This is a genomic window from Rhizobium sp. BR 314 (assembly GCF_047445805.1).
Classification (GTDB): domain Bacteria; phylum Pseudomonadota; class Alphaproteobacteria; order Rhizobiales; family Rhizobiaceae; genus Rhizobium; species Rhizobium lusitanum_B.
Genome location: NZ_JARWLA010000032.1, coordinates 1 through 12,169, shown reverse-complemented (window position 1 = coordinate 12,169; position 12,169 = coordinate 1). Strand labels below are relative to the sequence as shown.

The 12,169-nt window shown below is 54.4% G+C and carries 11 protein-coding genes and 2 pseudogenes; 12 read left to right on the top strand and 1 reads right to left on the bottom strand.

Translation table 11 applies throughout. The features are described 5' to 3' along the window. Positions 1-15 precede the first annotated feature (15 nt). Positions 16-543 carry a hypothetical protein gene (locus tag QD461_RS28260; RefSeq protein ID WP_414090556.1) on the top strand — a complete coding sequence of 176 codons (528 nt, stop codon included), beginning with the start codon at positions 16-18 and terminating at the stop codon, positions 541-543. Between the two features lie 184 nt (positions 544-727). Here the strand turns inward: QD461_RS28260 and QD461_RS28255 are convergent. Next, positions 728-1,619: pseudogene (locus tag QD461_RS28255) on the bottom strand (IS110 family transposase); the annotation flags it as partial. A 439-nt stretch (positions 1,620-2,058) separates the two neighbouring features. Here QD461_RS28255 and QD461_RS28250 point away from each other — a divergent pair. The 11 genes and pseudogenes from QD461_RS28250 to QD461_RS28200 form a co-directional block, all read left to right on the top strand. Then, entirely contained in the window at positions 2,059-2,280 is a 222-nt protein-coding gene (locus tag QD461_RS28250; protein WP_414090555.1) for a hypothetical protein, read from the top strand. Positions 2,281-2,501: 221 nt separating this feature from the next. Then, positions 2,502-3,416, top strand: a complete 915-nt coding sequence (locus QD461_RS28245) for a hypothetical protein (RefSeq protein ID WP_414090554.1) — start codon at positions 2,502-2,504, stop codon at positions 3,414-3,416. A 546-nt stretch (positions 3,417-3,962) separates the two neighbouring features. Continuing rightward, positions 3,963-4,688: an HAD family hydrolase gene (locus tag QD461_RS28240; protein ID WP_414090553.1), complete on the top strand. Its 726-nt coding sequence runs from the start codon at positions 3,963-3,965 to the stop codon at positions 4,686-4,688. Further along, positions 4,685-5,371, top strand: a complete 687-nt coding sequence (locus QD461_RS28235; RefSeq protein ID WP_414090552.1) for a CDP-alcohol phosphatidyltransferase family protein — start codon at positions 4,685-4,687, stop codon at positions 5,369-5,371. The genes QD461_RS28240 and QD461_RS28235 overlap by 4 nt, the downstream gene beginning before the upstream one ends. Before the next feature lie 243 nt (positions 5,372-5,614). Further along, the gene (aepX, locus tag QD461_RS28230; RefSeq protein ID WP_414090617.1) at positions 5,615-6,505 is read left to right on the top strand and encodes a phosphoenolpyruvate mutase; all 891 of its coding nucleotides are present in this window, start codon (positions 5,615-5,617) and stop codon (positions 6,503-6,505) included. Next, positions 6,502-7,635 carry a phosphonopyruvate decarboxylase gene (gene aepY / locus QD461_RS28225; protein ID WP_414090551.1) on the top strand — a complete coding sequence of 378 codons (1,134 nt, stop codon included), beginning with the start codon at positions 6,502-6,504 and terminating at the stop codon, positions 7,633-7,635. Before aepX ends, aepY begins: the two co-directional genes overlap by 4 nt. Continuing rightward, positions 7,632-8,381, top strand: a complete 750-nt coding sequence (locus QD461_RS28220) for an NTP transferase domain-containing protein (protein WP_414090550.1) — start codon at positions 7,632-7,634, stop codon at positions 8,379-8,381. The genes aepY and QD461_RS28220 overlap by 4 nt, the downstream gene beginning before the upstream one ends. Further along, positions 8,378-9,550, top strand: coding sequence for a 2-aminoethylphosphonate aminotransferase (locus QD461_RS28215; protein WP_414090549.1), 1,173 nt, complete (start codon positions 8,378-8,380; stop codon positions 9,548-9,550). Before QD461_RS28220 ends, QD461_RS28215 begins: the two co-directional genes overlap by 4 nt. Before the next feature lie 30 nt (positions 9,551-9,580). Next, positions 9,581-10,348, top strand: a complete 768-nt coding sequence (locus QD461_RS28210; RefSeq protein WP_414090548.1) for a methyltransferase domain-containing protein — start codon at positions 9,581-9,583, stop codon at positions 10,346-10,348. A gap of 142 nt (positions 10,349-10,490) precedes the next feature. Then, positions 10,491-11,630: an MFS transporter gene (locus QD461_RS28205; protein WP_414090547.1), complete on the top strand. Its 1,140-nt coding sequence runs from the start codon at positions 10,491-10,493 to the stop codon at positions 11,628-11,630. A 308-nt stretch (positions 11,631-11,938) separates the two neighbouring features. Further along, positions 11,939-12,169: pseudogene (locus QD461_RS28200) on the top strand (IS6 family transposase); the annotation flags it as partial.

Below are 12,169 nucleotides of genomic sequence, written 5' to 3'. Positions count from 1 at the left end.
CCCCTGAGCTCGTTGATGAGCTTCCGTGTTCTAGTGCGGAAAACTTACGTTGGTTTTGAATTCGGCGGCAAACGAGATTTGGACATGCAATTTATGCACTTCTCACATAAATCATGGGCATTCATGACGACTTTGCGCCATCTCGCTGTCATTGATAGAGATCTGGAACGAGCGGAACAGGCTGAAGTTCGCCTCGCGAAGCTTGAGACTGAAAACACGGCCCTTCGTGAGGAAAACGCGGAGCTTCGACTGGAGAATGCCCGTCTGAAGGCCGAGAACCAGCTGTTGCGTGATCAGATCGCGCGGCTGAAGAACCTGCCGCCACGCCTGCCGTTTCGACCGTCCGGTATGGAGAAAGCGACCGATGGCGCGAACGATAAGTCGGCGAGCAAGAAGAAGCCGCGCGGCCCAAAGTTGGATGCGGAGCGAGTGAGCCGGGAAGAGATATGCGCGCCAGTGTTCCGGCAGGTTCCGTGCCATTCTTCAGCGCCAGCGTCTCAACAAAGCAAAGCGGAAAAAATGGAAGAGCCACGACCCGCCTGAGCCGATACGGCAAGCCATCCGGCGCGCCGTCATAGCCGAACTCTCAAACCATCACCCACAGCGGCGTTGTCCTTACTGTCGCATCAGGTTCCAAATCACCCCAAATTCAATTCTGCCAAAGGAGTGCTAGAGCGTATCTGTTTTCCGTGTCCCGTGCCCCAGCCCGAGGGGTTCATATGTGGACGGAGTTCTCGGAGGGAGCCTTGCCGCATGCCCATCGGATCACCGTCATTGCGTCGATAGTCAAAAGCCGCCAGATGTCGCGCTGTCCCATCTTCGCCGTCCGCCAAGTACCTGCTTTCCGCCGCTCGAATGTTGTTTAGGTACCAGCCCGAGCCATGCTGCAAAATCTCGTCCTTTCCGAAACGTCGTCATACTTGGGGCAAAGGCCTCGATCGCCATGGCAGTGATCGGTCCCACGCCAGGCATTGACATCAGCAGAGCCGTATTTTCAGATTGCTGGGCTTCAGACTTGAGTACCTTCTCCAGGTCGAGGATCCGGGCGTTGAGCAGGTCGATCTGTTCCAGATAAATCCAGGCGGTTTCCACGACCAGGAGCTCAAGGCTACTTTTATCGGCTTCTACGATCTCCCTCAACGCGACCAGGCTCGCAATCCCCTGTGGTGCAATGACCCCATGTTCTGCCAAGTGGGCTCGGAGAGCATTGATGAGCTGCGTTCGCTGACGCACGAATAGTCGCGCTTCCGAAAGATCATGGAGGAGGCTTGCTGTTTCTCTGTCTTCGGTATGACGAACCTCGTTGAGGGGCGGATGGCAGCCTCTACGGTTGCTTCAGCATCTGCCGCATCATTCTTCTGCCGTTTGACGAAAGGCTTGGCATAAGCAGGTGGTAGCAACCGAACTTCGTAGCCGAGCCTCCCGATCTCACGAGCCCGGTAATGCGCAGTCGCACATGCTTCCATCGCAACGACGCACCTCGGCAATTCTGAAAAGAAAGCCAGGACATGCACGCGAGATAGCTTCCGGCTAAATACCAAACCGCCATCGGCGCTAGCCGCATGGAGCTGGAATACGCGCTTTGCAAGGTCTAGGCCTACAATGCTAACTTCCCTCATGGAGGCTCTCTCCTTTGAGTGACGTTGTTGCAAACATCACTTTGGCACATTGCGCTGCCGTCTGGAGGGGGCATCCAACTCCTTCAGTTCTGGACGGAAACCAACACATGAGAAATTAAAGTAAGCTAGCATGCGGATCGACGCCGGATTCCATAGCCCTATAGTGCGGCCCGATCGATAAAGTTGCGCTTTCCGGACAGCCACGCCGAGAAGGGGAGCAGGTCAGGTAGATGCAAAACAGGAAATGGGGTCCATCCCGGCTTTGCGCCAAATTGGCTGTTCGGAAGGAGGGACTACTGGCTCGATGCAGTTCAAGAATGAAAAGTGGCCGAAACGGTGACGTCGCCTTAATTGAATTGAGAGCGTAGATCGGATAGCTGGGGCCTCTCTTGCGCAACGTTCGGCAAGGTAATTTCTCATCGCCTCGAAGTGGGATAGCATGCGCTTCGCGATGATCGTTGGCGATGCGATGTTTTTGGTGAAGATGGAAGAGGTTGACGATCTGACCATAGACTCGGCGGGCCAGCAGCGACGTTTGCGGTTGCGCGCCATAGTGTCGGCGGGAGGCTTTGTCATGCTCGCCGAATACGATGCCGATTGGCATCAGTCGCCGAAGGCGACACCAACAGCCTGGAAGACAGGCTTTCCATTGGACCGATAAATTCGAGCGCCAAATTGCCCACGTGATGACACGAAATGCAATCTTTTTGGCACAAGCAGACCAATTTTTTGCAGCGGCAAACATTCGCATGGAACGACGATATTCGGTGAGATAGGCAACCAAAAGAATTGTGGTTAGGGTAGTATCCAAGCGCTGTCGCCTGAGACAGATAATCCTATCCACGCGGACTTGCTCCGGTTGCCTTCGCGTGGAGATATCGCATGAATTTCGTCCCAACCCCGATGCTCGCCGTTAGCAATGCGCATAATCCCCTGACGATCGACGCAATCGCGGAGAATCCGCTCTTTGCTGTCGCGCTCAGAAACGCCGCATTGAAGCTTATTGCTATGCACGATGCTGCACCGCGGATCGTACGCTATACGGCGGACATGAAAAGGTGGCTGCTGACCCAAGCAATTCTAGCTTTTCATTTTGAGACGGTCACCGACCCGACAAAGCCCAGCCTATCAGCCGCGAATCTGATCACATTTATCGCCGACAGCAAGGTTGCAAGCAGGAACACGGCGACCGCGCATCTGGCGGAGATGCGGAATTACCGGCTTCTCGTAGACGCCACGCCAGAAGGCGACAAGCGCGTTCGTCCGCTGAGGATTGTCGATACTGCAGAAGGATTGATCCGCGAATGGTTCGACGAGCATTTGAAATCACTCGACACGCTCGACCAAGGGACACGCTATCTGCAATCTGCGGCGGATCACCGGCTACTTTGGTACGCGCAACCGAGAATGTCCAGGTCGCTGTTTGGCGACACGAACTGGTGTGAACCACCCGAAGCGGTGGACGCATTTGTTCGGACAGCGTCGGGCAGCAATATCCTGCACGACGTGATGTCGAGACTGTCGCCAGAGCGGCTACTGGAGCCAAAGATGTCGATCGGACCTTTGCGCATCGGGGAGCTCGCCAAGCGCTACATCATCTCTCGCAGTCATGCCCAGCGCGTCTTCGTGCGCGCACGCAATCTCGGTGTCATCGGATGGGAGCTTCCCGGCAATGGTGGCAATTTCTGGATTTCCGAAATGCTGATCGGGGATCATCGACGTTGGCAGGCATCCAAATTCGCTGCGATCGATGCGTCTTTTCAGTGGGCGCTTCAGCATCTGCGTGACGGAAACTGAGCAAGCCGTGCGACGGCGCATTTCGATCGCCACACATTCTTCCTCCCCTCATGATATCGATTGAACTCTCGAGCCTTCGCGATCGCGAGCGGTGTGATATCTCAGACTGTCGATCCGTGATCCAGGTCGCCCCAACCAGCCACCACCCTTGATCTGTAATCGCGCGGATGCAAAGCTCCTGCGGTAGTGTTGATGCTTACATTTCAGATCGTGCTGAATTAGCAGCGACCTCGATGGGCGATGAAATGCCGCTCTGCCTCGCGCTTAACTCGATATACCCAAATATGAGACACCGAGGTAGGACTTTAAGGGAGCGATTCCTCTTTCAAATCTGCAGGCATTTTCTATAACGCTATTGCGCAGCAGCGGAGTACCAATCGCGGGGTATCACCCGATACGATAATGCTTCATGTTCGCGTTCGTATATCTTCGTAATAACAACCTACCAAATACAAGAGTGAATTGCTGTAATGATTGCCGCATCAGCGCTTCTATTCAAGGCGCGGCTGTGCACTCACATCTATTGGCGTCACCGAAAGACTTATAATGCCTGCTGCAGCTTTCTTTGATCTTGATAAGACTCTTTGGGATTGCGTCGGAGAGAAGGTTTTTGCGTATCATCAGCTTGCGCGTGGTGGTATCAGCTTCAAGAATTTCGTCAAGATCATCAGCCTGCAGCTGAGGTATGATCTGCATTTGATTAACGGTACCGGGAATTTAAAGCGAAAGATACTTCGGGAATTGTTCTCAGGAGAGAGTATCAGGCCTTGCGTTGATATCTATGAGAAACTGTTCGAGGCAAAGCTTAGCAAAGCTTTCTATCCAGGCATGCTTGCTCAGATCGAGAAGCATAGGCAGGCTGGTGATAAGATAGTCATCGTTTCTGCAACGATCGATTTCATCGCATTGAAAGCAGGAGACTATCTCAAAGTCGACGAATGCCATGCAACGTTTCTTGAAACTCACGGTGATCAGTTTTCAGGTGAAGTGCGAGGGCCTATTCCGTTCGGCAAGGCGAAAGCCAAGATTGTGCAAGACTACGCTCAGCGCAACGGTATCGCACTTGATCAATGCCATGCATATGGCGATCACTGGCAGGACCGACATATGCTTGAAATCGTTGGCTATCCGGTAGCGATCAATCCGGACGCCAAACTCAAGCGCCACGCGAAGTCGCGCAACTGGGAAACGAGGATTTTCACCTCGCCGAAATATCACGGCCTTCGTCACGCTAAGACATCTATACAGCAAATAATTGGAAAAAATACATGATCCGACAGGAGCCATCTGTTGCAAAGCCCTCCGCTACCAACCACGATATAACGGATCGACTGATCTATCCTCTATTGTCCAAATTTGTCGCACATATTCCACGATCTGTTCATCCGAACATCCTAACGCTTGCGGCAATCTGTATCGGCTTTGCTGCAGCAGTAACTCTTGCGCTGTCGACACAACCTTACTCGCTTCTTATATGCGCCGCCTTACTGGTGCTATGGATCCTACTGGACTCCTGCGATGGCATTCATGCCAGGAATACGGAGCAATGTAGCGAATTCGGGGGATTTCTCGACCATTTCGGGGATGCTCTTGGCTTCTTCATCCTCCAGGCCGCCATCATCTACAGGTTCGAACTCCATGAAGCTCTGGTCTTCGGTGCCATGTTGCTGCGGCAAGCCCTCGCATGCTGGACATACGTCATTCGCATATATGCAGGCCAACTATTTATAACTCGGCTGGGTTGGAGCTTCGAGATTTATGCATACGCGGCTCTCATGGTTGCAATATTTTGCTTTCCGGGCTTCAGTCTCCAGATCGGTTTTCTTCCCAGGCTCGATCTCCTGGGAACCGTTCTACTGGCCTACTACATCGCGGTTCCTTTCACGCTTCTGGAGATCGGCCTAATGGTTCTCGCCTCGAAGAAGAGCTCCACCCGAACAGGAAAGCACTCTTAACGCGGGACCTTCTGCCAGGCGGCGCGCTCAATGGCGCCGTCGTAACGCCAGCCAAACGCAATTTTCGCTGTCGCGACGCCGTTCTCCGGCAGAACAGGCCATTCGTGGGAAGCAGACGCGGCTTTCCGGAGCGGGTGACGTCGTCCTCAAGAGGCACAGAGCCCATATGCCGAAACATCCTCGTGCCAAAACCATGAGATTTGAAGGAATTAGACTGTGAAGAAGACAACGCAACTCAGAAAGATGCTTCGCAGGGAGGAGCTGGATTTCCTATGCGAGGCTCACAATGGCTTGAGCGCCCGCATCGTCGAGGAAGCAGGATTCAAGGGGATATGGGCGAGTGGCTTGACCCTCTCAGGCTCGATGGGGGTTCGCGACAACAATGAAGCCAGTTGGACCCAAGTCCTCGAGTTTGTGGAATTCATGAGCGATGCCACGCGCGTTCCTATCCTTCTTGACGGTGATACCGGCTACGGCAATTTCAACAACCTGCGCCGGTTGGTCTCGAAGCTCGAGTCCCGCCAGGTGGCCGGTGTCTGCATTGAAGACAAGCTTTTCCCGAAAACCAATTCCTTTATCGACGGTGAGAAGCAGGGACTGGCCGAACTCGACGAATTCTGCGGGAAGATCAAAGCCGGGAAAGATACGCAACGGGACGACGACTTCGTGATTGTTGCGAGAACAGAGGCCATGATCGTAGGGGCGGGCTTGAAAGAAGCGCTTAACCGCGCCGAAGCCTACCGCTTGGCGGGCGCCGACGCCATTCTGGTGCATAGCAAGAAGCGTGGGCCTGACGAGATCGAAGCCTTCATGAGGGAATGGGGCAATCGGCATCCCGTCGTCATCGTTCCGACGACCTATCATTCCACGCCGACGCCTCACTTCGAAGAGCTCGGCGTCTCCACGATTATCTGGGCAAACCACATTCTTCGATCCGCCATATCCGTAATGCGCAAGACCGCCGAAGACATCTTCAAGATGCAGTCGATCACGCATCAAGAGGACAAGATCGCTCCGGTGTCGGAAATATTCCGACTCCAGGGTGCTGATGAACTACAGCGGGCCGAGGAAAGATACCTCCCCGGCGAGCGAAATGACACCAGGAATTATGTTGCTGTGGGCCAGCGGTCATGATGGATACGAGCGAATTCGGGGCCTTGCTGCAGTCACACCACTACGAATTGTTTTCGGGAGTCCCATGTTCCCTTCTGCAGCCTCTGATCAATCTCGCCAGCAATTCACTCGATTATGTCGCTGCGACGAACGAGGGCGAAGCCGTTGCCATCGCAACCGGCGCTCAGCTTGGCGGCAAGAAATCGGCAGTTCTCCTCCAGAATTCCGGACTTACAAATGCGCTCGCTCCATTGACGTCGCTGACCAACATCTTTGAGGTTCCGGTTACTGGCTTCGTTGGCTTTCGCGGCGAAGACGGTGTTCCCGACGAGGTCCAACATGAGTTTATGGGACAGATCACGCGACCGCTGCTGGAGACGAGCGGTGTGCATGTCATTCATCTGAAGACCGATCTGTCCTCTGCCGCAAGGCAGCTGGAAGAGGCCCAGAACTTCTTGCGAAGAGGCAAGTCTGTGTTCTTTCTTGTATCGAAGAGCACCTTCTCTTCGCTGGATCTACGTTCCTCACCACTCCAGGCATATCAAGGTGGAACTTTGACGATCCCAATCGCCGGAAGTGACCTCCAGCGACCCCGCCGTTATGACGTGCTGAAGGTGTTCTCCAATCGCAAGCGTGATGACACCGTACTGCTCGCAACAACGGGAATGTGCGGACGAGAGCTCTTCACACTCGAGGATGCGCCGAACAATTTTTACATGGTCGGCTCCATGGGATGCATCTCCTCAATCGGACTTGGACTGTCCATCGCAAGACCCGAACGAAAGATCATCGCGCTCGATGGAGACGGCGCCCTGCTTATGCGCATGGGAAATCTGGCGACTAACGCCTGCTATCGACCCGACAACCTTCTTCACGTTCTGCTTGACAACGAGACGCACGATTCGACTGGTGGGCAAGCTACAGCATCGCGTGGGATGAACTGGCCCATGATCGCGCACGGTGCCGGATATTCGCATGTGGCGAGCGCTTCAAACCTGGGTGAGGTCGAGCAAGCTCTGGACGACTGGCTGGCACAATCGCGGCTAACCTTTCTGCATGTCTCGATAGCGCCAGGCTCGATTTCACCACTGGGACGCCCCACCATTTCGCCCGCCGATGCGGTGCGCCGGCTGCAGGAGTTCATGAAATGAGCATCGATACAGCGGTCATCATGGCCGCGGGGCTTGGCAGCAGAATATCGGAATACTCCCACAACGCCCCCAAGGGTTTTATACCCGTCGCCGGACAGCCGATCGTCGAGCGATCGATCGAAATTCTGGCGGATCGTGGTATCCGCCGCATCGTTATCGGAACAGGATACATGGCATCGGAGTACGAGGCCCTATCCTCGCGCATCAGGCACGTGCAAATCGATTGCATTGCTAACAGTGATTTTGCCAATTCGGGCAGCCTCGAAACGCTTCTGCTTTGTACGCGAGACCTGGGTTGCGACTTTCTCTCGCTCGAGTCCGATCTTCTTTATGATGCGGCGATGATCGATCGAGTGCTGGGGTACCCTTTTCCCAATGTCGTGCTTGCCTCCGGGCATACCGGATCGGGAGATGAGGTCTACATTCAGACGGACGATCGTTCGCATCTCGTGAACCTGTCAAAAGACCGCGGCTCGTTGGCGCGTATCGATGCGGAGCTTGTCGGGATCTGCAAGCTCGAGCGCAGCGTTCCGCTTGCCATCGATGCGTGGCTGTCGCGCAATGGGCACAAGCGTCCCGTCGGCTTCCATTACGAGGAAGGTCTGGTTGGGATTGCCCGCTCGCTACCGCTGCACGTCGAAAAGACGGAACTGACCTGGACAGAAATCGACACGCTCGATCATCTTGCACGCGCAAACGCGGTGATCTGGCCGCGTATCGTGTCGGCTTCGGGAGAGCCAGCATGATCCCGATACGGAACATTCTCTTGACTCCAGGACCGGCGACAACCAGCCAGCGGGTGAAACAGGCTCAGATCGTCTCCGACATTTGTCCGCGTGAGATCGAGTTCGGCAGGCTACAGGAAAAGATCGCGCGACGGCTGGTGGAGGTAGTCCACGGCGAAAACACACATAGCGCCGTCATTTTCGCCGGTTCCGGAACATGCGCGGTAGAGGCTTGCATCAGTTCTCTGGTTCCCGCGGACGGCAAGATCCTGGTGTCAATCAATGGCGCCTATGGTCTTCGCATCTTGGAGATGTGCCATATCCATCTCGATCCGGGGCAGGTGGCAGTCCACGAGACTGGCTACGATCGACTGCCCGATCTGGAAGCCATAGCCGCGCTTCTCGGAAAGGACAAGGCGATAACCCACATGGTAGCCGTACACCATGAAACTACCACCGGTGTTCTTAACCCGATAGAACAGTTAAGCGAGCTGACGCGCCGGTTTGGAGTGACGCTCATCGTGGATGCAATGTCCTCTTATGCAGGCATCCCTATCGACTTGAGAAGAACGCCTATCGACGTCCTCATTTCGTCGTCGAACAAGTGCATTCAGGGCATGCCTGGTATCTCCTTTGCAATTTGCCGTAGCAAGCTGCTCAACCCGCCTCCGGACTATCGCCCGAGAAGCTTGTATATGGATCTATATAAGCAATATAGCAGCTTTCACGGCAGCCTGCAGATGCGCTTTACGCCACCAGTTCAGGTTTTATATGCACTAGATGCCGCTCTTGACGAGTTCTTTGAAGAATCTCAGATCAAGCGCTACATGCGCTACTGCAGTTGTTGGGAAGCCCTCGTCAAGGGCATGGATGAACTGGGCTTCGGAATGGCTGTCCCGGATCTACCACAATCGAAGCTTTTGACAACCTTTCTGATGCCCCCAGCTCTCAACTTCAGCTTCGATGCCATGCACGATGTGCTTCTTAGCGGGGGTTTTACCATCTATCCCGGAAAAGTCGGGCAGATCGACTGTTTCCGACTGGCCAACATTGGTCAGATCGAACCGAAGGATATCGAGGCATTCCTGCACATGCTCCGCGAATATTTGGCCGAAAGCGGGATCGATCTACGACAAGACATGCTCGACCAAAACAGCAAAAGCGCGCAGACCGCGCAACATATCAGCTGAACCGATAAAGATCATAGGGAATACGCTCACATGAACATTGGCAGACTATACGATCAGCGCATAGCTGAGACATATGACGATGATGAACGCGGCCTGCTTGCTGGCGCCAGAGCTATTGCTTTGGAGCAGATCAGCAAGCATGTCACTGCCGATCAGACCCAAAACGTATTGGATCTCGCCGTCGGAACCGGTGAATCGCTGATTGCGATCGAGAAGAACTACCCCAACGCCGCCTTGCACGGAATCGACCTTTCTGGGGAGATGTTGCGTATCGCCAAGGCCAAGTTGGGCTTTCATGCGGTTCACGACGATGTGGCTAATACGCTGCAGCATTTCTCCCTTGAGAGCATGAACCTAATCTTGATGCACTTCCTGACGACCTTTATCGATGGCGAAGACATAGTTGCGCGCACCGCAAAGCTCTTGCAGCCAAAGGGATACTACTCGATCGTCAGCAGCACGTTTCAGGCATTTCCGCGCGTCTACTCGTTGGCGCGCACGGTCCTTCCGGATCAATTCATCCGCGATAAAAACAGGGCTCCAGAGGACGCCGACACGATCGTCTCTTTCTGCGCGAAGGCCGGCCTTGACGTAGTTGCCGTCGAACATTTCACGAAGGAGGTGCGCTTCGCCAATTTCGATGACTTCTACAGCTTCGGTCTGAATTCGGGTTTCTTCGCCCATGTTCTTTGCCACCTTGACGTTTCTCAGCTTGCAACGTTCTCCCGCATGGAAGGCGTCTTCCCGTTGACAGATCATTATCGCGCCTGCGCCGTCCTCGCCCGTCTCCCAGAGTGAAACCGGACCGCGCATATTCATGTATGATCGCGACCCCTCCGAACTGCGATAGACCGACGACCGAAGCGAAGCGATGAAACATCCGGTTAATTGGCCATTTGCGATGCATTGCGTTATCGGCGCCTCGAACGCGGCTTTCGACGTGCTGCTCAAGAATTCAGTGATCGTGTCCCTGGCATTCCGCAGCGATATAGATGCGGAGCGCCTCAGTTGGCTGGCATCCCTGGCTTGGATTCTGTTCATGGCGCCATTCTTCATCTTTTCGGCACATGGCGGCTATCTCGGCGACTATTTCAACAAACGGAGTCTTGCACTTGGGCTCCGATATGCAGACCTGATAATTGCGGCATGTACCGCCTTTGGCTTCTACATCGGCAATGTCCCGCTTCTGCTGACGCTGGTATTTGCAAAGGGGGTTACTTCCACTTTGTATAGCCCGATCAAATATTCGTTGGTCTCGGATCTCCTTCCTCGTTCGGTACACGGGATAGGCTATGCCGCCGTCGAAGCGGCCTCCATGGCCGCAATTTTATTTGCGACTTACCTGGGCGCCATCCTCGGAGCTCAGCCGGATCGCGGAATAATTGGCCTTGTCGCACTGCTAATGGTCGGCGTGTCGTTTTTTTTGACGATCGCCAGTCCCGGCATTGCAAATGCGGGCGCCTCGCGCAGCAGACTTGATATCAATCCAATACCGCCGACACTGCGGATTCTTCGTCTCGCCATACAGGACCGCCGCGTGTTGGCTTCCATCCTTGCGCTTTCCTGGTACTGGGCATTGGGTGCAGTATATCTCTCGAACGTCGCAGTGCTGGTTCGCTATACTTTGCTCGGATCCGAGGCGCAGATCGCATCGATCCTGCTGACCTTCACATTGGGCGCCGGCCTCGGGCTAGGAGGCGGCCCTTGGCTCAATCGGGGCCGGATAGCCGAGTACCTGCCCGGCGCAATGGCCGTTCTGATCGCGAGCACGGGTGTCGATTTGCAATTCTCGATCCCTTCCGCGCTCAATCGGACGCTGCTTGACTTCTTTGTCATCGCGTTGGCTTCGGGAATATACGCCTCTCACTTTTCGTCGTCGCTCTATCAATGTATCAATGAAAGCGAGAAGTCCCGAATTTTTGCTGCGAACAACATCTCGAGCTCCCTTTTTATCGTTTTGGCGCTAGCGTTGAGCACCTTTCTTCTTCGGTTGGAAGTTCCTATCGCAGCTTGCCTTGGCTTGTTTGCGGCGACAACTTTGCCAATAACATCGCTCGTTTATGCCATCCGCAAGAAATAGCCGTCTGTCATATCATGAATGCTGCATAGGAAATGACGGCCGCGCGAGAGCGATGGAGGTAGCCGAAGCCAGAAGCGGTTGTGTGTCTTCCACTTTAAATAGCAACGCTGGATAGACCTGGTGGCTTCACACTGGCGTACTTCGGGACAGCTATGATGTTCATTTGTTTCGGGATTTCACTTGACTTTACGTTTCATCGCAACCCGATCTGGGGCATCGTCAAGTTAACGGATTATGGAGTTGGCGTGTGATACTTGGTCATGACCGTTCGTGACCCGCTCTAACGCCGCCATCGCTTTCCAGCCGATATCATCGCCCACGCGGTTTGGCTGTATTTTCGGTTCCCCTTGAGCTTGCGAATGGTGGAGGACATGTTGGCAGCGAGAGGGATAATCGTCTCGCATCAGACGGTGCGGATGTGGGCAGAGAAATTCGGACGGACCTTCGCCGATCAGATCCGTCGGCGTTCGTCAGGTCGGCTCGGCGACAAATGGCATCTCGATGAAGCCGTCGTTTCGATCAGCGGCACAAAACACTGG